Origin of the sequence: Streptomyces zingiberis (assembly GCF_012034935.1) — a bacterium.
Taxonomy (GTDB): Bacteria; Actinomycetota; Actinomycetes; order Streptomycetales; family Streptomycetaceae; genus Streptomyces; species Streptomyces zingiberis.
The window spans coordinates 74,472-99,079 of sequence record NZ_JAATEN010000004.1 but is presented as its reverse complement, the minus strand read 5'-3'; the positions used below and the strand labels follow the sequence as shown (position 1 = coordinate 99,079).

The 24,608-nt window shown below is 74.0% G+C and carries 18 protein-coding genes and 1 pseudogene; 10 read left to right on the top strand and 9 right to left on the bottom strand.

Annotated elements, in window-relative coordinates:
• Nucleotides 1–6: 6 nt before the first annotated feature.
• From HCK00_RS06465 to HCK00_RS06450, 4 genes are read left to right on the top strand one after another with little or no spacing between them, the layout of a single operon-like run.
• Nucleotides 7–1,500, top strand: coding sequence for a sugar ABC transporter ATP-binding protein (locus HCK00_RS06465; RefSeq protein ID WP_168100812.1), 1,494 nt, complete (start codon nt 7–9; stop codon nt 1,498–1,500).
• Nucleotides 1,497–2,540, top strand: coding sequence for an ABC transporter permease (locus tag HCK00_RS06460; RefSeq protein ID WP_168100811.1), 1,044 nt, complete (start codon nt 1,497–1,499; stop codon nt 2,538–2,540). The genes HCK00_RS06465 and HCK00_RS06460 overlap by 4 nt, the downstream gene beginning before the upstream one ends.
• Complete coding sequence (locus HCK00_RS06455) at nt 2,537–3,484, top strand: MBL fold metallo-hydrolase (protein WP_168100810.1); 948 nt, start codon at nt 2,537–2,539, stop codon at nt 3,482–3,484. The genes HCK00_RS06460 and HCK00_RS06455 overlap by 4 nt, the downstream gene beginning before the upstream one ends.
• Nucleotides 3,485–3,489: 5 nt before the next feature.
• Entirely contained in the window at nt 3,490–5,019 is a 1,530-nt protein-coding gene (locus HCK00_RS06450; protein WP_168100809.1) for a class I adenylate-forming enzyme family protein, read from the top strand.
• A 146-nt stretch (nt 5,020–5,165) separates the two neighbouring features.
• Here HCK00_RS06450 and HCK00_RS26845 read toward each other — a convergent pair whose 3' ends face one another.
• On the bottom strand, nt 5,166–5,777 hold the full coding sequence (locus HCK00_RS26845; protein ID WP_206320018.1) for a cellulose binding domain-containing protein: 612 nt from the start codon (nt 5,775–5,777) through the stop codon (nt 5,166–5,168).
• 297 nt (nt 5,778–6,074) lie between these two features.
• Between HCK00_RS26845 and HCK00_RS06440 the strand changes: the two genes are divergently transcribed.
• Nucleotides 6,075–7,010 (top strand): extracellular catalytic domain type 1 short-chain-length polyhydroxyalkanoate depolymerase, encoded by a 936-nt coding sequence (locus HCK00_RS06440; RefSeq protein ID WP_168100808.1) that lies wholly within the window; start codon nt 6,075–6,077, stop codon nt 7,008–7,010.
• Nucleotides 7,011–7,172: 162 nt separating this feature from the next.
• Here HCK00_RS06440 and HCK00_RS06435 read toward each other — a convergent pair whose 3' ends face one another.
• The 5 genes from HCK00_RS06435 to HCK00_RS06415 all read right to left on the bottom strand — a co-directional run bounded on the left by HCK00_RS06435 (nt 7,173) and on the right by HCK00_RS06415 (nt 12,633).
• Entirely contained in the window at nt 7,173–7,799 is a 627-nt protein-coding gene (locus HCK00_RS06435) for a TOPRIM nucleotidyl transferase/hydrolase domain-containing protein (protein WP_168100807.1), read from the bottom strand.
• A gap of 69 nt (nt 7,800–7,868) precedes the next feature.
• On the bottom strand, nt 7,869–8,231 hold the full coding sequence (locus HCK00_RS06430; RefSeq protein WP_168100806.1) for a DUF4180 domain-containing protein: 363 nt from the start codon (nt 8,229–8,231) through the stop codon (nt 7,869–7,871).
• Between the two features lie 42 nt (nt 8,232–8,273).
• Nucleotides 8,274–9,281, bottom strand: a complete 1,008-nt coding sequence (locus tag HCK00_RS06425; RefSeq protein ID WP_206320017.1) for a hypothetical protein — start codon at nt 9,279–9,281, stop codon at nt 8,274–8,276.
• A 195-nt stretch (nt 9,282–9,476) separates the two neighbouring features.
• Nucleotides 9,477–10,460, bottom strand: a complete 984-nt coding sequence (locus tag HCK00_RS06420; protein WP_168100805.1) for a PaaX family transcriptional regulator — start codon at nt 10,458–10,460, stop codon at nt 9,477–9,479.
• A gap of 385 nt (nt 10,461–10,845) precedes the next feature.
• Nucleotides 10,846–12,633, bottom strand: coding sequence for a glycoside hydrolase family 44 protein (locus tag HCK00_RS06415; RefSeq protein ID WP_168100804.1), 1,788 nt, complete (start codon nt 12,631–12,633; stop codon nt 10,846–10,848).
• A gap of 559 nt (nt 12,634–13,192) precedes the next feature.
• Here HCK00_RS06415 and HCK00_RS06410 point away from each other — a divergent pair.
• The 4 genes from HCK00_RS06410 to HCK00_RS06395 all read left to right on the top strand — a co-directional run bounded on the left by HCK00_RS06410 (nt 13,193) and on the right by HCK00_RS06395 (nt 19,632).
• Nucleotides 13,193–14,422 carry an acetyl-CoA C-acetyltransferase gene (locus HCK00_RS06410; protein ID WP_168100803.1) on the top strand — a complete coding sequence of 410 codons (1,230 nt, stop codon included), beginning with the start codon at nt 13,193–13,195 and terminating at the stop codon, nt 14,420–14,422.
• 640 nt (nt 14,423–15,062) lie between these two features.
• Nucleotides 15,063–16,079 carry a glycoside hydrolase family 5 protein gene (locus HCK00_RS06405; protein WP_168100802.1) on the top strand — a complete coding sequence of 339 codons (1,017 nt, stop codon included), beginning with the start codon at nt 15,063–15,065 and terminating at the stop codon, nt 16,077–16,079.
• 912 nt (nt 16,080–16,991) lie between these two features.
• Nucleotides 16,992–17,822: an alpha/beta fold hydrolase gene (locus HCK00_RS06400; RefSeq protein ID WP_168100801.1), complete on the top strand. Its 831-nt coding sequence runs from the start codon at nt 16,992–16,994 to the stop codon at nt 17,820–17,822.
• A 286-nt stretch (nt 17,823–18,108) separates the two neighbouring features.
• Nucleotides 18,109–19,632: an FAD-dependent monooxygenase gene (locus tag HCK00_RS06395; RefSeq protein ID WP_168100800.1), complete on the top strand. Its 1,524-nt coding sequence runs from the start codon at nt 18,109–18,111 to the stop codon at nt 19,630–19,632.
• A 42-nt stretch (nt 19,633–19,674) separates the two neighbouring features.
• Here the strand turns inward: HCK00_RS06395 and HCK00_RS06390 are convergent, their stop codons facing one another.
• Nucleotides 19,675–20,094 carry a DUF2267 domain-containing protein gene (locus tag HCK00_RS06390; protein ID WP_168100799.1) on the bottom strand — a complete coding sequence of 140 codons (420 nt, stop codon included), beginning with the start codon at nt 20,092–20,094 and terminating at the stop codon, nt 19,675–19,677.
• A 371-nt stretch (nt 20,095–20,465) separates the two neighbouring features.
• On the opposite strand from HCK00_RS06390, the gene HCK00_RS06385 reads away from it, so the two are divergent.
• Nucleotides 20,466–21,641 carry a lactonase family protein gene (locus tag HCK00_RS06385; protein ID WP_168100798.1) on the top strand — a complete coding sequence of 392 codons (1,176 nt, stop codon included), beginning with the start codon at nt 20,466–20,468 and terminating at the stop codon, nt 21,639–21,641.
• Between the two features lie 152 nt (nt 21,642–21,793).
• On the opposite strand, the pseudogene HCK00_RS06380 reads toward HCK00_RS06385, so the two are convergent.
• Nucleotides 21,794–22,420: pseudogene (locus HCK00_RS06380) on the bottom strand (lytic polysaccharide monooxygenase auxiliary activity family 9 protein); the annotation flags it as partial.
• 443 nt (nt 22,421–22,863) lie between these two features.
• A complete protein-coding gene (locus tag HCK00_RS06375) occupies nt 22,864–24,510 on the bottom strand; it encodes a GMC oxidoreductase (RefSeq protein ID WP_168100797.1) in 1,647 nt (548 codons plus the stop codon).
• Nucleotides 24,511–24,608: the final 98 nt, after the last annotated feature.

The window sequence follows — 24,608 nt, the reverse complement described above, 5'->3', positions numbered from 1 at the left end:
TCGGGCGTGACGAAGAGCTTCCCCGGCATGCGGGCCCTCGACGACGTGACCTTCTCGGTCACCCCGGGCCGGTTCCACTCCCTGGTGGGGGGCAACGGGTCGGGGAAATCGACCCTCATCAAGGTCCTGGCGGGGGTGTACCGCGCCGATCCGGGTGGCACGATCACCGTCGGGCCGCACGCGCGGGGGGCCGACGACATCACCCCCGCCTGGTCCCACCAGGCCGGTATCCGCTTCGTCCACCAGGACCTGGGGCTCTTCCGTGCCCTGAGCGTCACGGAGAACCTGCTGGGCCCGGAGCTTCCCCGGGCCTACCGATCGATCGACTGGCGGGCCGCGCACGAGCAGGCGCAAGACGTGCTCGACCGGCTCGGGGTCCCGGTGGCGGCACGCCGTTCCGTGGCCGGGCTCCGGCCCGCGGAAGCCACCCTGGTGGCGATCGCGCGCGGGCTGCGCGACGCGGACACCACGGGGGTCGGCCTCCTCGTGCTCGACGAGCCGACGGCACGCCTCCCGCACACCGAGGTGGACGAGCTTCTCGAGCGGCTCGGCACCCTGGTCGCCGGCGGCCAGACCATCCTCTATGTGAGCCACCGTCTCGACGAGGTGCTCGACCACAGTCACTCGGTGACGGTGCTCCGCGACGGCGTCCACCGGACCACCCGGCCCGTGGAAGGTCTCGACCGGCGCGAGCTGACCCGGTTGATCGTCGGGGAGGAACGCGGCATCCTCCACAAGCGCGGCCCCGCCCAGGCCGATCGCTCGGCCACCCCGGTGCTGCGGGTCGAAGGCCTCACCGGAGGGCCTCTCCACGGTGTCGACCTCGACGTCCACCCCGGCGAGATCGTCGCGGTGGCGGGGCTGGTCGGCTCCGGCCGGACGTCCCTGCTGGAGACCGTCTTCGGTGTCCACGGCCACGTGTCGGGCCGGGTCCTGCTCGGCGGCCGCCCGCTGCGCCGCGGCAGCATCGGGGCCGCGATCCGCGGCGGCGCCGCCTACGTGCCCGAGGACCGGGCCCTGCACAGTTCGTTCCACGGCCTCGGCCTGGAGATGAACCTCTCGGCCGCCGGCCTCCACCGCTACATGAAGAAAGGTTTCTTCCGCAGACGGGACGAGCTCGGGGACGCGACTGCCGACATCACCCGGTTCTCGATCCGCACGGTGGCCCCGGACACCGTGATGGTCAACCTGTCCGGCGGTAACCAGCAGAAGGCCGTCCTGGCGCGGTGGCTGCGCCGGAATCCGAGGCTCCTGCTGCTCGACGAGCCCACGCAGGGGGTCGACGTCGGTTCCCGCGCCGAGATCTACGAGCAGATCACGGAGGTCGCCCGCGGCGGTGCGGGGGTGCTCCTGGTGAGCTCGGACCTCGATGAGCTGCTCCACCTCGCGGACCGTGTCCATGTGTTCGAGCGCGGCTCCCCGGTCGCCTGCGCCACCGGCTCCGCCATCACCCGCGAATGGGTCGTGAACACCCTGTTCCACTCCACGGAGGACCAATGAGCACCCCCTCGGTGACGCAACTCCCCACCGACAGCCCACCCACCGAGCCGGCGGCCACGGTGGCGGAAACCCGGCCGGCACGCCGGCTGCTGCATGTCGTCGAGCGGTTCGGCCTGGTCTTTCTCCTGCTGGCGATCACCGCGTTCTTCGCACTCTGGCCCGGGACCTCGGACACCTTCGCCACCACCGCGAACCTCCGCAACATCCTGGCCAACGAGTCGATCCTCGTCATCGCCGCCCTCGCCGCCCTGATCCCGCTCGTGGCCGAACGCTTCGACCTGTCCGTGGGCGCCATCGTCATGGTCTCGTCCATCACCACGGCCACCGTCGTGACCCAGCTGGGCCTGCCGCTGCCGCTCGGTGTCCTCGCGGGCATGCTGACCGGTCTGGTCATCGGGCTCGTCAACGGGGTGATCATCGCCTACTTCAACGCGAGTTCCCTGGTCATCACCTTGGGCATGTCGACGCTGCTGGCCGGCGTGGGCTCGTACCTGGCCGGGGACACGACCCTGCTCGGGATTCCCGACGGTCTCGCGGCCTTCGGGAACCAGTACTGGCTGGGGGTGGCCCGGCCCGTGTGGCTGCTCGTCGTCGTCGCGCTGGCCGTCGCCTATCTGCTCGGCCTGACGGTGTTCGGCCGCACGCTGCTGTCGATCGGCTCGAACGAGTCCGCGGCCCGGCTGGTGGGCCTGCCCGTCGCCCGGTCGGTGATGCTGGCCTTCGCCGTCTCGGGCGCGCTCGCCGGGCTGGCGGGCGTGCTGCTGCTGGCGCGGACGGGCAGCGCCGCGGCCGGTGTCGGCGCGGGATACACCCTGCCCGCGCTGGCGGCGATCTTCCTCGGCTCGACGACCATCAAACCGGGGCGGTTCACCGTCGCCGGAACCCTCGTCGGCGTCTTCTCCGTCGCGATCAGCATCAACGGCCTGACCCTCGCCGGTGCCGACGACTGGGTCGAGCCCTTCTTCAACGGCGCCGCGGTCGTCATCGCGGTCGCGGTGTCGGCCCTGCTGGCCAAGCGCCGCCTGGGAGGTGTGCGATGAACGCGATCGGACAGGCAGGCCCGGCTCTCCCGGGCTGCCGACTGCTGGAGGTCGCCGACGGCGTCCACGCCTGGGTCCAGCCGGACGGCACCTGGTGGATCAACAACGCGGGCTGCGTCGCCGGGGGCACATCGGTCCTGGTGGTGGACACCTGCACGACGGAGCGGCGCACCCGGGCGTTCCTGGACGCCGTCACGGCGGCGCACCCCTCGCGATCACTGGAGTTCGCGGTCAACACCCACCACCACGGCGACCACACCTACGGGAACTCCCTGCTCCCCGGCTCGACCCGGTTGATAGGGCATGAGAACATGCGGGCCGGACTGCTCAAGGACACCACGCTCGGCTCGTTCCCGGGCTTCTGGGAGCCCACGCCGGAGTTCGGCGACCTGACGCTGCGGGCGCCCGAACTGACGATCTCCTCGGGCATGTCGATCCATCTCGGTGATCGCAGGATCGAGCTGCTCCACCCCGGATACACCGCGCACACCGATGGCGACGTGATCGTCTGGATCCCCGACGTGCGCGTCGTGTTCACCGGCGACCTGCTGTTCCCGGGGCACACGCCGATGATCATGGTGGGCAGCCCGTCCGGTGCGATCGACTGCCTCGGGTGGATGGCCTCCCTCCGGCCCGCGGTCGTCGTACCGGGTCACGGCGAGGTCCTGGACGCCGCCGGGTTCGCGGAGACCCTCGCGGAACACGAGAGGTACTACCGCTTCGTGCTCGCCGAGAGCCGGCGGGGCCTCGCGGAGGGGCTGACCCCCCTCGGGGTGGCGCGGAGCGCCGATCTGTCGGACTGGACGCACCTGCTCGACCCGGAACGGTTCGTGCTGAACGTGCACGCCGCCTACGCCGAGCTGAACGGTGTCCCGGTGGTGCGGTCGGCGGCCCTCGCGGACGCGGTGGCGTGGCTCGGCCATCCGATCGTCACCCGGGTCTGATCGCCATGGGGTTCGACATGGTTCTCCGCGATCACCTGTCGGCGGCGGTGCGGCGCCACGGCAGGCGTCCGGCGCTGGTGGCGGACGGCCGGACCTGGTCGTACGCGGAACTCGAGCAGATGTCCCGGGCGGTGGCCGGCCACCTCCAGGCGTGCGGCACAGGTCCGGGCGACCCGGTGGCGGTCATTCTGAGGAACGGGGTGGAGTACGTGGTGGCCGACCTGGCGATCACGTTGCTGGGCGCGGCGAAGGTGCCGGTGAACCTGATGCTCTCGGCCGACGAGCAGGCCTACGCCGTGGCGGACTCCGGTGCCCGGGTGTGCCTGGTGGAGGCCGACCGGCTGGACTCCGTCCACGCGGCGAGGGCTCTGGGCGCCGATCCGCGGGTGATCGTCCGGGGTGGCGGCAGCGGCCCGGGGACCTGGGAGGAGGTGATCACGCACGCCCCCCTGACCGCCGAGCCGGCCGTGCCGCCGGGGGCACGCGCCCTGATCATGTACACCGGCGGCACGACCGGCCGCCCCAAGGGCGTGGTGCACACCCAGCGAGGCATCGCGGCCAACCTTCTGTCCCACCTCATCGAGATGGAACTGGTCGCGGAGGACGTCCTCCTGCTGACCTCGCCCCTCCCCCACAGCGCCGGCTTCCTGCTCCAGGCCGCACTGACCAAGGGCGCGCTGGTGATCGTCGAGGAAGGCTTCGAGACCGCCGCCGTACTCGACCGGATCCACCGCGATGGCGTCAGCTATCTGTTTCTCGTACCAACGATGATCTACCGCCTGCTGGACGCCCTGACGGAGCGGCCGGAGACCGAAACCGGCACCGTGCGCACGATTCTCTACGGCGCCGCACCGATCGCCGTGGAACGCCTGGAACAGGGACTGCGCATCTTTGGGCAGGTGTTCATGCAGTTGTACGCGCAGTCCGAAGCGCCCAACTTCCTGACCCGGCTGCGCCGTGACGATCACCAGCTCGACCATGCGGCGCACCGCTTGTCCAGTTGCGGGCAGGCGGTCGCCATGGCGCGGGTCGAGGTCCACGGCACCGACGGGTCCGTCTGCGGCCCCGGCGAGGTGGGCGAGATCGTCGCCCATACCCCTTACACGATGGAGGGCTACCTCAACCGGGCGGCGGAAACCGCCGAGGCGCTGCGCGACGGCTGGCTGCACACCGGGGACCTGGGCCGTCTCGACGAGGACGGCTATCTCTACCTCGTGGACCGCAAGAAGGACATGATCATCACCGGCGGGCTGAACGTGTACTCGGCCGAGGTCGAGCAGGCCCTCGCGCGCCTGCCCGGGGTCCGGGAGGTGGCGGTGACCGGGGTGCCGCACCCGGACTGGGGTGAGGCGGTCATCGCCTTCGTCGTGCCCGACGGCCCCGGGACCGGTGCCGGAGAGATCATGTCGGCCGCACGCGAGGTGCTCACGGCGTACAAGCGGCCGAAGGAGGTCGTCCTGGTGGAATCACTGCCGGTGACCGCGGTCGGAAAGGTCGACAAGAAGAAGCTGCGGCAGGTACGGGCCGGAGGGTGACGGACGCCGGCGTCACCGCGGGTTCCCGGCCGGGCGGCGGCCGGGAACCCGCGGATCCGCGCGTCCGGGCCCGGGCGATGCCGGCGAATGTCTGACGACGCCGGCCGGCCCGGGCCAGGGCTCGCGCGCCCCGGCCGCGCCAGGACTCAGTGGACCATGCAGACGTTGGCCGGGGCCGGCGGCGCCGTGCCGTTCTTCACCACGAAGCCGAAGGTGGTGGACGCGCCGGGCGCGAGCGTCCCGTTGTGCTCGGTGTTGCCGAAGGTGATGGCCAGTCCGTAACTGCCGTAGACCGCCTTCCAGTACTTCCCCATCTCGGCGTCCGGGGAGATGCTGGAGTGCATCATCCAGTTGTCGATCTCCGTGTCTCCGGTGTTGGTGACCGTCACGGCCGCCCGGTAGCCGTCCCCCTTGGGGGTGTCCTTCACGGTGACGGAGCAGGTCGGCTTCGCGCCGGTGGCTCCGCCGTGGCCGCTGTGGCTTCCGTGCTCGCCCTGCTCGCCGGCCTCGGGGCCAGCGGCCTCGTCGTCGGCCCCGTCCGGGTCGCCGGCCGTCCGCTCGCCGTCGGCGGCGGCGTCGGCCGTGGCCACCTTCGCCGAGGTGCCGGGCTTCTCACCGCCCGAGCCGTTGAAGAGGGCGAGGAGGAGAACGGGGAGGACGACCAGCGCGCCGAAGAGCGCCAGCCGGGGGAGGAGGCGCCGGCGGGTGCGGGGTTCGCTGCCGGGCTCCGGGGGCGGGGAGCCCAGGGTCTGGTTCATGGGTGGTGCTTCTCCCTTCGGGGGTGGGGCCCGGCGGCACGCGTGGGGGCGGGGCACCGCCAGGAATGGGAGCGCTCCCATCAACATAACCCGCTCACCGGCCGCAGGGAATCCCTGCGACGGAAGACGCACACCGGGACGAGCGCGGCACCCGCGTCGGGCAACTCCCCACACCCGCACGGCGGATGACGTCCCGCGCCCGGGGCGACCTTCGGCCAACATTCGTCGTTTCTCTTGCCGACCGTCATGGAGATGTCTAGCTTCTGACTCCTCCCTCAACCCCCACAGGAGGCAGAGATGGCACGACTCAGAGCCGCCCTCGCGGTGCTCGCCGGCGCGCTGATGATCCTGACCGCCGGGATCGTCTCCCCCACCACCGCGCAGGCCGCCTCGTTGGTGGAAGTCACCAACTTCGGCAGCAACCCGGGCAACACCCGCATGCACGTGTACGTACCGGACAACCGGCCGGCCAACCCCGCGATCGTCGTGGCCATGCACGGCTGCGGCGGCAACGGCCCGGGCTTCTTCCAGGGCAGCGAGTTCCGTTCCCTGGCCGACCGGCACGGCTTCGTCCTCATCTTCCCGACCGCCACCAAGCAGACGGCGATGAGCAACTGTTTCGACGTCTGGTCGGACGCCTCGAAGCGGCGTGGCGGCGGCAGCGACCCGGCCTCGATCGTCTCGATGGTCGAGTACGTCCAGCGGCAGTACCAGGGCGACCCCCAGCGGGTGTTCGTCACCGGCAGTTCGTCCGGCGGCATGGAGACGCAGGCCCTGCTCGCCCTCTACCCGGACGTGTTCAAGGCCGGGGCGGCGTTCATGGGCGTCCCCTTCTCCTGCTTCCTCAACGAGGCGGACTTCGCGCCCTGGACCAGCCAGTGCGTCAACGGCCGCAAGGACCAGAGCCCCCAGCAGTGGGGGGACGCGGTGCGGCAGGCCTACCCCGGTTACACCGGGCAGCGCCCGAGGGTGCAGCTGTGGCACGGCACCAACGACACCCTCATCCCGTTCCAGCTGCACGGTGAGGCGGCCGAGCAGTGGACCAACGTGGCCGGCCTGAGCCAGACGCCGACCTCGACGGACCAGCCGCAGCCGAGCTGGCAGCGCCAGCGGTTCGCGGACTCGTCCGGCACCGTGCGCGTCGAGTCCATCGCCGTGCAGGGCGCCGGACACAGCCTGCCGATGGGCGGCATGGCGGCCTCAGCCGTGCAGTTCTTCGGCCTGTCCGGCTGACGGGCTTTCCTGCCGGTCCGGCCCCGCGACCCCGCCCACACCCGCGGGGCCGGACCTCTCCCGCCGTCGAGTGCGGGTGACGTCCCACCGGCCGTCCCACCGGCGGCCGGTGGGACGGCGAGGTCCCGGAGTCCGCCGGCCGGCCGCCTGGAGCCGCCCTCTTCAGAGGCCGCCGAGCAGGCCGTCGAGCGGCACCGGCACGCGGCCGGGGGCCAGGGCCTCGACGAGGACCCGCCCGTAGTGGATCTTCCGCCCGCTCCTGGTGCCGAGAAAGCGCCGGAGCTGCTGACGCTCCGTGCGGTCCCGCTGCGCCGGCTGGCGCAGGAAGGCCCGCAGAGAGCGCAGATCGCCCTCCGCCGCGACGAGTTCGCGGACCCGGGCCACGCCCAGCGCGCGGATCAGCTCGTCCTCCAGGTCCGCCGCGCACACATGGATCTCCCGCGGACCGCTCCGTGCGACGCCGGCCCGTTCCCACGCGCGGGCGTAGAAGGGGAACTCCGCCTCGTCGCACAGCCCCGTCAGGCGCAGTCCCAGGCCGGACGGGCCGAGGGCGCCGGTGAAGCGCCCGACGCTCATCGCGCCGCCCATCGGCAGGACGCAGACGCCCTCCGCCGCCAGGTCCCGGCCGCGGGCGGTGGCCAGCGCGTGGGCCGCCGCCGCGTCGCTCGGCCCTTCCAGCAGGACGACGGTCCGTACGGAGAGGCGCGCGGCCAGCTCACGGGCAGGGCCACCGGAGCCGCCAGCCACCCACGCGGTGACCGCGTCCCGGAACGCCCCCATGTCGGTCATGGCAGGAGTCCGCTCCTTCCCCTCCCCCGCGGGCGGCGGTTCCCCAGCCGGGCCCCCGGCAGGCGGCGCTCAGCCGCCCAGCCGCTCCCGCAACTCCGCCTCGTCCGCCACGAACCAGGTCTGCCGGGAACGGTTGCACTCCCGTACGAAGTCCCGGAGGGCCGTGCTGGAGGCGGTGTGCTTGGAGATGTCACCGAGCACGACCAGCCCGAGCCGGTAGTTGGCGAACTTCTGCACGATCTCGCCCGCGACGCCGGTGCTGAGCCGGAAGAACGGTTCCTCCAGCCGTCCGGCCGGTACGACCACCCACCGGGCCCCCTGGTATCCGGCGTCCCCGATGAGGTCCAGCACCTCGCGTTCACCGCGGAAGGGCTCGCCCTCCGGGTCGCACATCAGCACGGGCACGTCCTGGATCGTCCGCATGGCGCTCATGGCGGTCGAGGCTACGCGCGTCCCGGCGGCGGAGCGACGGAATTACCGAGGAGGCGGCGGAACCGGCCCGGGCGGCACCGCGGGGCCCACCCCGTCGCCACGCGGACGCGGCGGCCCCGCGGACGGCGGCAGGCCCGGCACCGCCTCCGGGCCGCCTCCGCTCCGCTGTTCGACCGCACGGCGCAACTGCTCCAGCTTCTCCGGCAGCAGGCCCTGGAAGCCGTAGCGGGCGCGGCCACGCCGGTAGGCGGTGATGAGCCCGTTCTCCTCCAGCGGCATCCCGGCCGGGCGGCCCACCGGGTATCCGCGCGCCCCGGGCACCCCGGAGTGGTTCGGGCGCAGCGAGACCCAGAGCCGGCTGGTGCCGTGGGCCTGGGCGACCAGTTCCTCCCGCACGTCCAGCCACCGCCCGAGCGCCTCCCGGGCCAGCGCCGACAGCGGCAGCCACGCGCCGGGCAGCGGTGTGAGCGTGCCGTGCTGCGGCCGCCGCTCCACCCAGAGGGCATGACGGCCCTCGGACAGGTGGCCGACGCGGAGCCAGGTCAGCTCACCGGAGCGGGCCGCCGTGTCCAGCACCACCGCGAGCACCGCCGTGAGCCGTACCCGGCCCGGCGGCAGCGGGCCGGTGAGATCGCCGTCCAGCCGGCGCCGCAACGCCGCGAGCTGGCTCGCCTCCGGCACGGGACGCAGCACCGGGGCGCCCGTCACCGCGAGGTGGAGGGCGGGCAGCCCCGCCGCCTCCCGCAGCAGGTCCAGGCAGATGAGCCGGGCCTGGTTGGTGTGGGCGGAGGTGGGCGGCCGGCCCCCGGCGACCAGGCGGTGACGCAGCGCCCCGGACTCCGCGAGCCGCACGTACGGCCCCAGCGACTCCGCCTCCAGCAGGCGGCGCACCGTGCCCCCGGCGGCCCCCGGCAGTCCGTCCTGCCGCAGCGCCGACTCCAACTCGCGCCGCACCATGCCGAGCTGACGGCGGCGCGCCTCTCCGAGGCCGGGCATCGAGGCGAGCACCGTGTCCAGGGCCGCTATCGAGGGATACGCAGAAGTCGGCATATGCCGATTCTGGACCAGCCCGCCGACAGGGCACGGCCGGCGCCTCGCCGGGCCACCGCCCGGTCACCGGAAGGGTGGGCTCCGGAGAAGGCCCGGAAGGGGTATCGGCGGCCGCCGGCCGCGCGCGGTCCCGTACAGCAGGGCCCGGCCGGAGCCGTCCCCGCCGGTCGATCCGCGCCGGTCACCTCGCGGTGGTCACTCCGCGGTGGTCTCCAGCAGCTCACCGGCCAGTTTGTCGGCGGGGCCGACCAGCCGGCGCAGCAGCGCGCGGAAGAGGCGCTGTGCCCGCACGCCCGACCACTCCTCCGGCAGCAGCGCGGAGGGCAGCCGGGGATCGTTGCGGACGAGCAGCAGCCACTCGGCGGTGAGCAGGATCCGCCGCGAGAGGTCGTCCGGTTCGTCGCCGCCCGGGGCGCCTGACGTGCCCGGCAGGTCCGGCAGGTCCGGCAGATCTGTCCTCGCGCCGGGCGCGTGCGCGGCGGCCACCCCGGCGCGCCGGCCGGCGCTCTCCCTCCCGGCCGCGCCCGCCGCTCCGCCGGCGCCGTCCTCCCGGCGCGGTCCGCCGTCCGCCCACCGGTCGATGAAGCGCTGGTAGGCGGCCTCGGTCGCGGGCAGGTCCCACGCCTCCCGGACGATGCGCGCCGGGTCCGTCCACAGGGCCGCCTCGGCGCGGAACACCTGGGCGTGGCCGAGCAGTTCGAGGCCGGCCAGCGCACCGGACACATCCGCCTCCCGCGGGGAGACCCACAGCCCGCTGCGGAGCATCCCGAACCCGGCCCAGGCCAGCCGGGTGCGCAGCGCGTGCCGGTCGGCGCGCCGGCTCTCCGGCACGGAGAACGTCAGCAACGTCCAGCGCCCGTCCCAGTGGTGGTCGACGACGTCGGCCTCCAGACGGCTCCGGCCGTCGCGCAGCACCTCGGAGCCGTGCGGGGTGAGCCCCAGGAACGCCTGGCGCCCCTGCCGCACCGACCGCAGCAGGCCGTGGCGGACCATCCGGGCGGCCGTGGCGCGCGTGGCGTGCTCGCTGACCCCGAGGCGGTCCAGCACGGCGATGACGCTGCCCGTGGAGACGGTGGTGGAGCGGCCGAGGATCTGGTCACCGAAGAGGGCGAGCATCAGGGCCTGCGGCCGGACGGACCGCGCGGCGCCCTCCTCCCGCGGGTCCACGGCTCCCTGCACCCGTCTCCTCGCCTCCCCGCCCGTCCCGGCCGCCCCGTCATCCGGTCACCCCGTATATCGCGCCCCAACTTATCGCGGCCCGCCGCGGCGGACACCGGCACGGGGTCCGGGGAGAGTCGCGCCGGGTGGCGCGACGGCGCCGGGCGGCACGGGGAACGGCGGACGGCACGGCACGGGGAACGGTACGCGGAGTGCGGCAGGCGGGCCGGGGCCCCGAACGGGGGAAACGGAGCGGGCGCGCCGCAGGGGAAGGAACGGACCACGGGGGGGGCACCCGGCCGGTGGCGGACCGCGCCACCCCTCGCCGGGCGCGCCCTCGCCGGCGCACGGCTCCCCGGCCCCCGGCGCGGCCCGTCACGGGCGGGGCGGGCCGGGGGCCGCCGCGTCAGCGCACCACGTGGCCGCCGGGTTCGCGGCCCACCGCGGGCGGGATGGGGCCCGCCCCGGCGGTGGCCGGAGGGGCCGTGGGCGGCCGGGCGGTGAGGGAGCCCTCCCCGGCGGCGGGCACGACGAACTCGGTGATCGAGTAGGCGGGGAAGGTGGCCGTGAAGGTGCCCCGGCGGGAGATCGCCTGGTCCGCCTCGCGGGTGATGGCGGTGAGGTCGGCCCGGCTGTAGCGGTGGACCTCGGCGGTGCGGGCCCGCCCGCGGTCCTTCAGGGTGACCGGCGCCGTGAGGTCCTGGGTCGTCTTGTTGACGACCATGACGGTGAGGGCTCCGTCGGAGCCGCGTTCGGCCGCGTACACCGACAGTTTCTCCTGGTCCGCGCCGGCCGCGTGGACACCGGTCTCCCCGAACCGGCCGCCCTTGCCGTCGTAGTTGAGGAACATGCGGAAGGCGTGGGCACCGGGGTCGCCGGCGCCCGGCGGCGACCAGAGGGTGGCCAGGTCCACGCCCTCACGGCCGAAGATCCCGAGGACGTCGGCCTGGGCGAGGGCCCCGTTGATGTGGTTCAGGGCGCCCCAGTTGTACTCGGTGATCGCGACCTTCGTGCCGGGGTAGTGCTCGTCGATCAGGTCACGCATGCGGGGGATGAACTGCACGGGCTGGTTGATCCAGCTCTCGTCGACGTAGGAGGGGTCCCACAGCTGGCGGGTGGAGCGCAGCCGCAGCTCCTGGGTGGCGGCGTCACCGGCGTCCGCGAGGGCGACGCCCTGCTGCTGGGGGTAGATGTGCTCGTCGAAGTAGTCGAGGACGCGGCGGCCGGTCCGCTCCTCGTACGCCCGCATCTCCCGCAGGTACCAGGGGGCGAACTGGAGGCCGTCGTGGGCGGCGCGCTCCGGCGGGTCGGACCAGCAGCTGCCGCCCTCGCGGCTGCAGACCTGCTGGTCGAGGCCGGAGTAGATCATGGAGTTCAGGCCCCAGCCCGCCGGGCCGAGGGTCCGCGCGCCGGGGTCGGCGTCCTTGAGGGCGGCGCCGGTGGCGTAGGTGGCGTCGCGGATCTCCTCGTAAGTGGCGCCCTCCGGGTGGACGTCGCGGTGGGTGGCGTGCCAGAGGTCGGGCTCGTTGTCGAGGTTGTAGAAGCGGACACCGCCGTCGTCCGCAGCGCCGAACGTCTCCCGGAGGTGGCGGACCCATGCGCCGCTGAACTCCGGGCCGATGCGGACGCTGGTGTCGGTGGGGTCGTTCCCGCTGATCTCGGTGCCGTCGGAGGCGGTGCCGTTGCCGCAGTCCGGGCGCCACTGGGCGTCACTGCCCTGCTGGGGCCCGTACTTGGCGATGGAGAAGCCGCAGGCGTCGTTGCGTTCGGCCGTGGTCCAGCCGATCATCGGCACGGTCAGCAGGGTCTCGGTGCCGGTGCGGCGGTTCTGCTCGACGAACTTGTCGGCCTCCGACCCGGCGGGGAGATCCGCCGTGCCGTTGCGGTAGTACAGGTTCTCGAAGTACCAGTCGTGGCCCGCGTTGTAGGCGTCGAGCGTGAAGTTGTAGCGCGTGGTGGCGTTGCCGCCCCAGCGGCGGACGGGCAGCCGGAGGTCCGCGGCGAGATCCTCGTCGGCGAAGTTGATGCCGTAGATGTTCGGGTCGATGGCGTGCCGTCCGATGGAGGTGTCCACGGTGAGCGCGGGTCCCGCCGCGGCGGCCGCCGGGTGGACGGGCCCGGCCTGAGCCGGGACGGCGGCACCCGCCAGCAGCAGCGCGAGCGCCGCGAGGGTGGCTTTCCGGACCGTGCGCATGGGGCCCCTTTCCCGGGCTTCTCAGGCGTCTCGTCTCGGGCTTCCTTCTCCGCGTTCCGGCCGGCCCCGGATGACGCGCGGCCGTGCGGCTCGCGGCCCCGGCACGGACGGAGCGGCCACAGAGCCGGTGAGCGGGCCGTCACCGCCGCGCGCGCCCGCCCGCCGCGAACCGGCCGCTCCCTCACGCACCGGGCGGACCTCCGGCCAAGGCACGCCGGTGAGGTGGGCGGGAAGCGGGTGGAGCGGGACCGGGGAGAGAAAAAGGTGGGAGCGCTCCCAAGCCGGACGGACTCCCGCACTATCCCGGCCGACCGGCTTGCGGTCAACCCCTTCCGCAAGCGCTTGCCGCCGCCCGGCGCCGCGGGAGCGAGCACCCTCCAGTGGCGGCATTCCCCGCCGGAGGCGGGCGGGATACGGCCGGGGAGGCGGACACCGCTCGGTCCGGGGACCCGCCCCCCGGTCCGCTTCCGTTCCCCGAGGACCGGAAGTGGACCAGGGCGGTCCGGAGGTGACAAGGTCGGGAGCAGAGTTGCCCTCTCCTCCCGGAAAGGCCCCCGACATGCCCGGACACTCCTCCGACATCGTCATCTGCGAACCGCTGCGCACCCCCATCGGCCGGTTCGGCGGGGCACTGGCGGGGCAGCGTCCCGCGGGGCTGGCCGCGCTGGTCGTCGCGGAGGTGGTCCACAGGAGCGGCATAGCGCCGGAACGGGTCGACGAGGTGATCCTCGGACACGCCTACCCGACCTCCGACGCCCCGGCGATCGGCCGCGTGGCCGCTCTGGACGCCGGGCTCCCCGTGTCGGTCACCGGTACGCAGATCGACCGCCGCTGCGGCTCCGGCCTCCAGGCCGTCCTGGACGCGGCGATGCAGGTCCGCGCCGGTTTCAGCGAGGTCGTGATCGCGGGCGGGGTGGACGTGATGAGCGCCGCGCCGTTCTACACCCACGACGCGCGCTGGGGCGTCAAGGGCCCCGGCCTGGAGCTGCACGACGCGCTCGCCCGGGGCCGTGTCACCGCGGGCGGCGTCAACCACCCGGTGCCCGGTGGCATGATCGAGACGGCGGAGAACCTGCGCCGCGAGTACGGCATCAGCCGCGAGGACCAGGACGCCCTCGCGCTCCGCTCGCAGCAGCGGGTGGGCCGGGCCATGGCGGCCGGGTACTTCAAGGACGAGATCGTCCCCGTCACGGTGAAGACCCGCAAGGGCGAGACGGTGGTCTCGGCGGACGAGCACCCCCGACCCGACACCACGGCGGAGCAACTGGCCGCACTGAAGCCGATCATGCGGAAGTCCGACCCGGAGGCGACCGTCACGGCCGGAAACGCCAGCGGCCAGAACGACGCGGCGGCGGCCTGCCTGGTGACCGGCGCGGAGACGGCCGAGCGGCTGGGGCTGACCCCGATCCTGCGGCTGGTCTCCTTCGCCCGCGCGGGCGTCCCCGCCGGGACGATGGGCATCGGCCCCGTGCCGGCGACGAGGACGGCGCTGGACCGCGCGGGGCTGGCGCTGGGCGACCTGGACCTCATCGAGCTGAACGAGGCGTTCGCCGCCCAGGCTCTCGCCGTCACCCGCGAGCTGGGCCTGACGGAGACCGACCACGAGCAGCGGATCAACGTCAACGGCTCCGGCATCTCCCTGGGCCACCCCGTCGGCGCCACGGGCGCCCGCATCCTGGCCACCCTGGCGCACGAGATGCGCCGCCGGGAGGCCCGCTACGGCCTGGAGACGATGTGCATCGGCGGCGGGCAGGGGCTCGCCGCGGTCTTCGAACGGGTTGCCGGGTAACCGGCTGACGGCAGCACGGGCGCGGCCCCCTCCCGGCCCGGACCGGCGACCCCGGCCCGGGCCGTCCCGTCGCGATGGACCACGGTCCGGGGAGAGCCGCCCGGCCCGGCGGACCCGCCCCTCCCCGCACCCGGGCCCGTCGCCACGGCACGTGGCCCTGGGCCCGGACCGCCGGGCCGGGCGGACCCCGGCCGTACTCCCGATCGCCCCGCGCCCCATGAGCGATCCGCGCCCCCGGCGGCGGGCCGGCGCGCTCTCCGTCGCCCCGGCACTCCCCCCGCGTTTCGCTCACCCGACTCACCTCCGGAAGGGCTCGTCACACCGGTGACCTCCCCCGGTCCCGGAGCGCGGGGTCACGGCGGGCCCCACGCGCGGCCGGGAGCGCGGCGCGGTTCGCCCTCCGGCGATGCCGCGCAACCCCGGCACCGTTGCCCGCAGGGGCACTTGACACCTCCCCCGCGGCCCCGTACACACTGTCCCACCGCCTCCGCACCTCGGGTTCACCCGGGGTTGACATCGTTGTCCCAGCTCGGTTCTGACAACGATGTCAAAAGGGCGGTGGCCGCCCTCGTCCCCACCGGTACGGGCGGCGAGCGACACCCCCACCCCCTCCGGGGCCCCCACACCAAGGAGTCGCCTGATGAGAAAGCGGACAGTCCTCACCGTCGCGGCCGTGCTGGGGCTGCTGGCCCCGGCGGCGGTCACCGCCCAGGCCGCGGCCGAGACCGGCCGTCCCGCGCCCGCGCGGGCCGCGGCCACCGGTATCCACGTCAGCGGCGGCAAGATCGTCGAGCGTGACGGTTCGCCCTTCGTCATGCGTGGTGTCAACCACGCCCACACCTGGTACACCTCGCGGACCACGCAGGCGCTGGCCGACATCAAGTCCCTCGGCGCCAACACCGTGCGCGTGGTGCTGAGTTCGGGCGCGCGCTGGACCCGGAACGACGTGAACGACGTGCGGAACGTCGTCGGCCGGTGCAAGCAGAACCGGCTGATCTGCGTCCTGGAGGTGCACGACACCACCGGCTACGGCGAGGAATCCGCCGCCACCACGCTCGCGAACGCGGCCGACTACTGGATCAGCGTCAAGAGCGCGCTGGACGGTCAGGAGGACTACGTCGTGGTGAACATCGGCAACGAGCCCTTCGGGAACAACAATGCCACCCGGTGGACGAACGACACCCGCTCGGCCGTCACCAAGCTCCGCAACGCGGGCTTCGACCACGCGATCATGGTGGACGCGCCGAACTGGGGCCAGGACTGGGCGGGGGTCATGCGCGACAACGCCCCGGCCGTCTTCGCCGCCGACCCCGACCGGAACACGATCTTCTCGGTCCACATGTACGGCGTCTACGACACGGCCGCCGAGATCCGGGACTATCTGAACGCCTTCGCCTCCCGGCAACTCCCCCTCGTGGTGGGCGAGTTCGGCCACAACCACTCCGACGGCAACCCGGACGAGGACACCATCTTCGCCGAGACCCAGGCCCGCGGCATCGGCTACCTCGGCTGGTCCTGGAGCGGGAACAGCGGTGGCGTGGAATACCTCGACATGGTGGCCAACTTCGACAAGAACGCGCTGACGAGCTGGGGCAACCGGATCTTCAACGGTGCGGGTGGCATCCGGCAGACCTCGCGGGAGGCCTCCGTCTACTGACCGTCTCCTGAGCCACCCACCAGGGCCGGCGGCACTCCGCCGCCGGCCACCGGAACGCTTCCCTCACCTTCCGCACGGCCGGGCCGGGGGCCACAAGCCCCCGCCACCGGCCACAGGCTCCACCCCCACGGCGCCCGGCACCGCCCGGCCCCCGGTGCCGGGCACGCCGCAGTCCCGGGCCCGGCCCACACCGCGGCACCGCAGGACCGCCGACTGCCCGGCGCCCCCGGCGTCCACACCGCCGCACCTCCGCCTGCGCCCACCCCGTGAAGCAACGCCCGCCCCATGGAGCGGTGACCGGGCTCCCCCGCAAGAGGGTTCCGGGCCGTTCCGGCCCCCGGTGCACCGCTCACGGTTCTCCCCACCGGCCCGATCCGCTCTGGGGCACACGGCCGGCGCCCGCTACAGTGGCGCCGACGCCGGGCCGCGCCGGGCCCCTCCTCCCGGCCCCGGCCCGCCGCCCCTCGCGGCCGGACACGGCAGCACCCTCCCGTCCTCACGCGCCGCCGCACGGCGCGGACAGCGCAGCCGCCCCGCCCTTCAGCGGCCGCGTACGGCGCGGGCGACGGCCGTGACCCACCGCGACGGGACGGCCACACCGGGCACGGTGTGGCGTCCGGCCACCCCGCACCACGTCTCCGCGCACCATCCGGCCCACGGGCCCCCACCGCACCGCGCGGCGAGCCCGCGAGGCGGTACCGGCGCGTCACGCGTTTCCCGCGCCGTACGGCTCCGGGCCACCCCGCGCGGAGCGGCGCCGCCCGCCCGGCGCCACCCTGCCCGGCCCCGCACGACCCGGCACCGCCCGCACCGCCCTGCCCGGCCCCGCACGACCCGGCACCGCCCACCGCGCTCCGCCCCGCACGCCGCCGGGCCACTCCCTCGCCCACCGGTACCGAAAGGCTCCGTCCCTTGCGTATCGACATCGACGGCACCTCACTCGAAGTGCTCGACACCCGCGGCGACGGCCCCGCCGTCCTGCTGCTGCACGGCTTTCCCGACACCCACGCCCTCTGGCGCCGGCAGATCCCCTTCCTCACCGTGGCCGGCCACCGCGTGATCGCGCCCGATCTCCGGGGGTTCGGCGGCTCCGGCCGACCGCGGACCGTGCCGGAGTACGGCCTCGCCCACCATGTGCGGGACCAGCTCGGCATTCTCGACCGGCTGGGTGTGGAGCGGGCCCATGTCGTCGGGCACGACTGGGGCGCGACCGTCGCCTGGCGCCTGGCCACGGCGCACCCCGAGCGCGTGGCCTCGCTCACCGCGCTGTCCGCCGGGCACCCCGCGGCCTTCGCGGCGGGCGGTTCCGCGCAGCGCGAGAAGTCCTGGTACATGCTGCTCTTCCAGTTCCCCGCGGTCGCCGAACGGTGGCTCGCCGAGGACGACTTCCGCAATCTGCGGGAGTGGAGCGGCCACCCGGACGCGGACGAGGTCGCCGCCCGCCTCCGGGAGCCGGAGGCGCTGCGGGCCGCGCTCGCGCTCTACCGCGCCGCGGTACCGCCGGACGTGTTCGTCTCCCCGCCGTACGGCGTGACGCCCGTGCCCGCCACGGTGCCGGTGCTCGGCGTCTGGAGCAGCGGGGACACCCTGCTGACGGAGCGCGCCATGACGGCCTCCGCCACCCATGTCGCCGGCCCCTGGCAGTACCGGCGCATCGAGGGGTGCGGGCACTGGATCCCGCTGGACGCCGCGGACCGGCTCGGGCTGCTGCTGCTCGGCTTCCTGGGAACACCGGTGGGCTGACCCGCCCCGCGCCGGGCCCGGCGCACCGGACCACCGGCACCGATGACCCGGCCGGCGCCGCGGACGCCCCGCACCCGGCGGTCCGGGACACAAGGAAAGGCAAGGAGGTCACACGCTCCTTGCCACTCTCAAGGTATAGCGCACCGGGGGCCTTGCGGCAAGACCCCCCTTGTGCTGCAGAATCTCCGGCCTGAGCCGGAACCTGACGGAATCAGGGATTCGCGGTATAAGCGCGCTTCGCGGCGTGTGCACGGCCGGGTCGCGGCCGTGGGAACAGGGGGTCTTGATGGATGACGTGATCGTGGTCGGCGGCGGGCCGACGGGCCTGATGCTGGCGAGCGAACTGCGCCTGCACGGCGTGCGCGTGGTGGTGCTGGAGCGGCTGGCCCAGCCGACCGGGGAGTCCCGCGGGCAGGGGCTGCACACGCGCAGCGTGGAGGTGATGGACCAGCGCGGGCTGCTCGGCCGGTTCCTCGCGGTCAGTGAGAAGTTCCAGGTCGGCGGTCTCTTCGGGGGGATCGTCACCCCGTGGCCGGACGGCCTGGACACGGCCCACCCGTACGGTCTCGCCACCCCGCAGCCCGTCACCGAGCGACTGCTCGGCGAACGGGCCCTCGAACTCGGGGCCGAGATCCGGCGCGGCTGTGAGGTGGTCGCGGTGAGCCAGGACGAGACGGGGGTGACCGTCGGGCTGGCGGACGGCACGCGGCTGCGCTCGCGTTACCTCGTCGGCTGCGACGGGGGCCGCAGCCTGGTGCGCAAGCAGCTCGGTGTGGACTTCCCCGGTGATCCCGCGACGGCCGAGACGCTGCTCGGCGTGATGGAGATGACCGAGGACCCGGCGGTGATCGCCGCCACCACCGGGAAGGTCCGCGAGACGGAGCTGCGGTTCGGTGCCCACCCGCTCGGGGAGGGCCTGTACCGCGTCATCGTGCCCGCGGACGGGGTGGCCGAGGACCGCGTGACCCCGCCCACCCTGGAGGAGTTCCGCGGCCGGCTGCGGGCCTACGCGGGCACCGACTTCGGTGCGCGCGCGCCCCGGTGGCTCTCCCGGTTCGGCAACGCCAGCCGGCAGGCCGAGCGCTACCGGGTGGGACGGGTCCTGCTGGCCGGCGACGCGGCGCACATCCACCCGCCGACCGGTGGCCAGGGCCTCAACCTCGGCGTCCAGGACGCGTTCAACCTCGGCTGGAAACTGGCCGCCGAGGTCACCGGCCGGGCCCCCGACGGGCTGCTCGACAGCTACCACGAGGAGCGGCACCCGGTCGGCGCCGCCGTGCTGAACCACACCCGCGCGGGGTTCGCCCTGCTGGGGACCGACCCCGGGACGACCGCGCTGCGGGGAGTGTTCACCCAGCTGATGGAGATCGCGGAGGTGAACCGGTACATGACCGAGATGATCACCGCGATCGGCATCCGCTACGACCTCGGCGAGGGGCACGACCTGCTCGGCCGGCGGATGCGCGATCTTCCGCTGAAGCAGGGCCGCCTCTACGAACTGACGCACGGCGGTCGCGGCCTGCTGCTCGACCGGACCGGCCGGCTCTCGGTGGCGGGCTGGGCGGACCGGGTGGACCGGGTGGACTGGGAGGAAGGCGTCGTCGACGCCGGTGACTCCGGCCCCCGGCCCGAAGCCGGAACCGCCGGAGACGGCGGAACCACCGGAGACGCCGAGGTCACCGGTGGCGGCCCGGGGCCGGATGTGCCCGCCGCGCTGCTGCGCCCCGACGGGCACGTGGCGTGGGTCGGTGAGGGCCAGACGTCCCTGGAGGACGGGCTGCGGCGGTGGTTCGGCGCCGCCGGCGCCTGACCCCCCGGGCCCCGGTGGCCCTCACCCCGGACGCCGTCGCGCTCAGGCGTGGTGCGTGGGGCCCTCGCTGCCGGAGAAGAGCACCTCGGCCAGTTCGGCGTCGAGGGCCGCGCGGATCTTCTCCGTCATCCCGCCCTGGGTGGCCTCGTCCACCACCTCCAGGACGCACCGGGACTCGTGGACCGCCTTGGGGTAGCCGGTGTGGGCCCTCTCCGCGACGCGTTCGAAGAACTCGTGACTGTCCATCCGGACGCCGGTCACGGGCTCGTCCACGGCCCGCGCCACCCTGCGCAGGTGCTCGCCGATCTCGCGCGGCAGCTGATCGGCCAGTTTCTCCGCGAGCGTCGACGGGACCCGCTCGGCGAGCGTCTCCAGGCTGGCCCGGGTGGCCGTCTCGGCGTCCCCGCGGTTCGGCAGGTGGGCGCGCGCCTGCACCTGCCCGATGAACGTGTCGTGCTCCATGGGATGGCTCCTCGTGCTCTCGCGCCGTGCCGGGCCGTGCGTACGGACCGCGCGGCGTTCCCGGCGGCTCCACGACCGCCGCTCCCGGCCGGGTTGCCACCGCGATCCGGGCGAAACGTCACACCGGGCCGGAAAGCCGCAGGTATGGGCAGGTGACCCGGCCGGGCCGGCCGACGGCCCGGGGCGGGGCACGGCGGGGCCGAGGCCGGACCAGCGACAGCGCAGGGCGTCTTGTGGGAGGCGGCCGGGTGGGCCAGGCTGGCGGCGCTCCGGGGCCGTCCGCCCCCTCTCTCGCACCCGCCCGCTCCGGCTCACCCCGCCCCGCGCCCCACACCCCCACACACCCCCCACCGAACGCGAGGAGCACCAGCATGAGCAGCACATCGTCACCGGGCCGCCGCGCCCTGCTGGCCGCGGCGGCGGCGACCGCCGTCACCGCGGTGACCGGCTCGTCCGCCCGGGCCCAGTCCCCGGCGGCGGTCCCGCCCCCGGCCGGGCACCCGCGACCGCTCGCCGCCCGCCCGCTCTACCTGGGCACCTACACCTCCCAGCCCGGCGGTGGCACCGGCATCGGGCTGGCCTCGTACGACACCGGCAGCGGGCGGATCACCGCCACCGGCACCGTGCCCGGGGTGGCCGACCCCTCGTTCCTCGCCCTTGCGCCCTCGGGCCGCGCGCTCTACGCCGTGGGCGAGGGGCAGCCCGGTTCGGTGACCGCGATCGCGGTCACCGAGGACGGCCGGCACGAGGTGCTGAACTCCCGGCCCACCGGCGGCGACAGCCCCTGTCACCTCTCCGTGCACCCCTCGGGCCGGTTCCTGCTGAGCGCCAACTACGGCTCCGGGTCCGTCGCCGTCCACCCCATCGCGGCGGACGGCTCACTGGGGGAACGCACCGACCTGGTCACGCACACCGACCCGCCGCCCGGCCCCGGGCAGACCGGCCCGCACGCCCACCAGATCCTCACCACCCCGGACGGCGGCCATGTCCTCGCCGTCGATCTCGGCAGCGACAGCGTCCACAGCTACCGGCTGGACGTGTCAGCGGGGACGCTCATCCGGGTCTCCGTCGCCACGCTGCCGCCCGGCGCGGGCCCGCGGGCGCTCGCCTTCCACCCGTCGGGCCGGCACGCCTATCTCGCCAACGAGCTGAACGACACCATCGCCGTCTGCGGCTACGACCCCGATACCGGGCGCCTCACCCCCGGCACCCCGCAGCCCACCGGCACCGGTGACACCACCAGCTACCCGGCGCAGCCAGTGGTCAGCGGGGACGGGGCGTACGCCTATCTGACCAACCGGGGCCACAACAGCATCAGCCACTTCGCCGTCGAACGGGACGGCGCGGAGCTGCGGCTGCTGGGCACCGTGGCCGTGGGCGGCGACTGGCCGCGCCATCTGGCGCTCTCCCCGGACGGGGCGTGGATGTTCGCGAGCAACCAGCGGTCCGGCACGGTGACGGTCTTCGCCGTCGACCCGGCCACCGGCACGCCCGCGCCCGCCGGGGCCTTCACCGCCCCGGTGCCCGTTTTCGCCCTGCCCCTCTGAGCCACGCCGGGGCCGGACGTGAACGGGGCCGGAACGGCGCGGGGACCCGCCGGGCAGACGCCCGGCGGGTCCCCGCCCCGGCTCACGGTGAGACCCCGTCGCCCCGCGCCCGGGCCCGCTCCGGCGGCCCGGGCGCGCGGCTCCGGTCAGTAGGTGACGTTGCCGTTGCCGCCGTCGAAGACGACGTCGGAGCAGGAGTAGAAGTTCTCCTGGCTGTCGGAACGGGTCCAGTGGATGTAGACGATGTGCTGGCCGGACCGCTGCGGCAGCTGGAGGTTCCAGTAGTAGTGACCGCCGTTGGAGCCGGCGCCGCCGTTCTGCGGCGGGTTGGTGACGGTCTGCAGCTTCTCCAGGTCGCTCCAGGCCAGGGACTTGGTCGGGCTGTAGCCGTTCTTCGTGATGTAGACGTCGAACTTGCCCGGGTGGTGCGCCCAGTTGGAGTGCTTGATCTGGACGTTGGCCCCGGAGGTGAGGTGCGTCTTCGGCCAGTCCGCGCGCGCCGCGTTGTAGGCGGAGAAGTTGTACGGGCCGCGGTCGCCGCCGCTGCACAGCTTGCCGTCGGGGATGTAGCCGACGGTACGGCCGCCGCCGTTGGAGTCCAGGACGCCGAACCAGTTGTAGAGCGGGGTGGTGCCGGTCGCCTGGACCGCGGCGGCGCAGGCCGGGTTGGACGGCGTCTGGTGGTTGTTACGGATCAGGTCCTCGTAGCAGAGGTAGTTCCGCGCGCCCGGCATCATCGTGGCGCCGTGGGCCGCCGCGGGGGACGGCATGGAGGCCATGACGAGCGCGAACAGCCCGGCTCCGGCGAGGGCCGCCGAGCGGGAGGTGCGGAGGACCGTGGACTTCTTGCGGTCCGACTGCCGAGTGGACATGTGGGGGTCTCCTCTGGGGGTCATCCGGCGGGCCGGGACCGGTCCGGGCGGCCCGCTGGAATGCGGCCGGCCGGGCGGCTCCGCGCCGCCGGATCGTGTCCGACTGACGTGGAACTGCGTGGCGCCGCTCCCCGCTCCCGGGCGGTCAGGTGGAGGGAGACCGTCCGAGGAAATGGGAGCGCTCCCACTCTTAGCAGCGGGAGGTTCATTCGTAAATGGTTCACACAGGATTCTCCTGCCGGTGACGGAAGTTGGCGCAAGGAAACCGGCCCGGTGGCCGGGCCGGGCCCCCTCTTCCGGGGTCCGCCCCCGGCCCGTCCCCCGTCTCCCGGGCCCGGTTCCGTCCCGCCTCAGCGGCCCGTGGTCACGTCCTCCGCGAGCACCCGGGCGATGTTGCGCTCGGCGAGCGCGGTGATCGTGACGAAGGGGTTGACCCCGATCGAGCCGGGGATCAGCGAGCTGTCGACCGCATACAGTCCCGGGTGGCCGGGGAGCCGCCCGTAGGCGTCGGTCGCCGCGCCCAGCGGGCAGCCGCCGAGCGGGTGGTAGCAGAAGTCGCCGGCGAAGGCACGGTCGTCGCCGAACAGGTCATAGCGGTAGCTGGTGCCGTTGGCGCGGTTGACGCGGTCGAACAGCGACTTGGCCGAGGCCACCGCGGGCGCGTTCTGTCCCCGCCGCCAGTTCAGCCGCAGCTTCCCGCTCGCCGGGTCGAGCTCGAAGGTGCCGCGCTCGGGGTTGTCGGTGATGGCCAGATAGAGACTGATCCCGGTCTCGATGCCGGCCGGAACGGGCGCGATCTCGGCGAAGACGGGGTGCGTGGGGTGGTTCCAGTCGTCGATGGCCAGCACGGGGATCGCGGACTGCCGGGCGCCGGTGGGGTTCCAGGGGTGGTTGGCGCGGCCGGTCATGATGTTGCCGTTGGGCCCCCACCCGGTGCCGAGTTCCTCGCCGAGGCCGGGCAGGGCGCCCGATTCGCGGGCGCGCAGCAGGAGTTCGGTGGTGCCGAGGCTGCCGGCGCCGAGGAAGAGATACCGGCAGGAGACCTCCGAACGGCTCACCACGGAGCCGTTCACGTCGATCTCCTTCACCGCGAGCACGTAGCCGCCGCCGGGTTCCGGCCGGACGGACTCCACCTCGCTCATCGTGCGCAGGGTCACCTTGCCGGTGCCGAGGGCGGCGGCCAGGTAGGTCTTGTCCAGGCTGCGTTTGCCGTGGTTGTTGCCGTAGATGACCTCGCTCGCGAGGGCCGACGCGGCCACGTCGCCGCGCTCCTCACGCTCCATGTAGCCGAAGTCGTAGACGTTCGGCACATAAGCGGTGGTCAGGCCGGCCTGGTGGGCCTGGTCACGGGCGACGCGCGCGTAGCGGTAGTACGGGGTGGAGCCGAACCAGTCCGGGTCCACGGAGTTCACGCCCAGCATGGCGCGGGCGCGCGGGAAGTAGGTGCGGTACATCTCGTCGGCGTCGACCCCGGGCAGGACCTTCTCGAAGTGGGAGCGGGCCGGGGTGACGGCCATGCCGCCGTTGACCAGCGAACCGCCGCCCACACCGCGCCCGACGTAGACGGACATCTCCTCGAAGTTCACCCGGTCGAGCGCCCCCGGGTAGCGGTCGATGGGCCGGTTCACCACGTCCAGCCAGAGCAGGGTGTCCAGCGGCGCCTCGGTACGGTCCTTGAACCACATCGACCGGCGGTCGGGATTGAGCATGCCGCAGAAGACCTTGCCGTCGGCGGCGGGTTCCTCCCAGAGCCGGCCCATCTCCAGGACCAGGGTGGTCACTCCCGCCTCACCGAGCCGGAGGGCCGCGACGGACGCCCCGTAGCCGGAGCCGACGACGACGGCGGGGAAGGAGTCACCGGCTGCGGCCCCGCGGTCGGCGGCCGACGCCGGGGCGGAGACGGTGGTCAGTCCGGCCGCGGCGGCGGCCTGGAGGGCGGTGGCGCCGAGGAAGTGGCGGCGCGTCAGGTCAGGCGTACGGGGTAATGCGAGGGACACGGGCGGCTCCTGCCTGCTGGACCTGGTGGACTCGGGCTCTGCTGCGCTGCGCTCCGCCACCCCGGCCGCCCGGCGCCGGAACGCCGTCCTGGGCGCAC

Coding starts and splice junctions, on each gene's coding strand:
- HCK00_RS06460 (WP_168100811.1), top strand. CDS start 1,497: ATGAGCACCCCCTCGGTGACGCAACTCCCCACCGACAGCCCACCCACC.
- HCK00_RS06455 (WP_168100810.1), top strand. CDS start 2,537: ATGAACGCGATCGGACAGGCAGGCCCGGCTCTCCCGGGCTGCCGACTG.
- HCK00_RS06450 (WP_168100809.1), top strand. CDS start 3,490: ATGGGGTTCGACATGGTTCTCCGCGATCACCTGTCGGCGGCGGTGCGG.
- HCK00_RS26845 (WP_206320018.1), bottom strand. CDS start 5,777: ATGAACCAGACCCTGGGCTCCCCGCCCCCGGAGCCCGGCAGCGAACCC.
- HCK00_RS06440 (WP_168100808.1), top strand. CDS start 6,075: ATGGCACGACTCAGAGCCGCCCTCGCGGTGCTCGCCGGCGCGCTGATG.
- HCK00_RS06435 (WP_168100807.1), bottom strand. CDS start 7,799: ATGACCGACATGGGGGCGTTCCGGGACGCGGTCACCGCGTGGGTGGCT.
- HCK00_RS06430 (WP_168100806.1), bottom strand. CDS start 8,231: ATGAGCGCCATGCGGACGATCCAGGACGTGCCCGTGCTGATGTGCGAC.
- HCK00_RS06425 (WP_206320017.1), bottom strand. CDS start 9,281: ATGCCGACTTCTGCGTATCCCTCGATAGCGGCCCTGGACACGGTGCTC.
- HCK00_RS06415 (WP_168100804.1), bottom strand. CDS start 12,633: ATGCGCACGGTCCGGAAAGCCACCCTCGCGGCGCTCGCGCTGCTGCTG.
- HCK00_RS06410 (WP_168100803.1), top strand. CDS start 13,193: ATGCCCGGACACTCCTCCGACATCGTCATCTGCGAACCGCTGCGCACC.
- HCK00_RS06405 (WP_168100802.1), top strand. CDS start 15,063: ATGAGAAAGCGGACAGTCCTCACCGTCGCGGCCGTGCTGGGGCTGCTG.
- HCK00_RS06395 (WP_168100800.1), top strand. CDS start 18,109: ATGGATGACGTGATCGTGGTCGGCGGCGGGCCGACGGGCCTGATGCTG.
- HCK00_RS06390 (WP_168100799.1), bottom strand. CDS start 20,094: ATGGAGCACGACACGTTCATCGGGCAGGTGCAGGCGCGCGCCCACCTG.
- HCK00_RS06385 (WP_168100798.1), top strand. CDS start 20,466: ATGAGCAGCACATCGTCACCGGGCCGCCGCGCCCTGCTGGCCGCGGCG.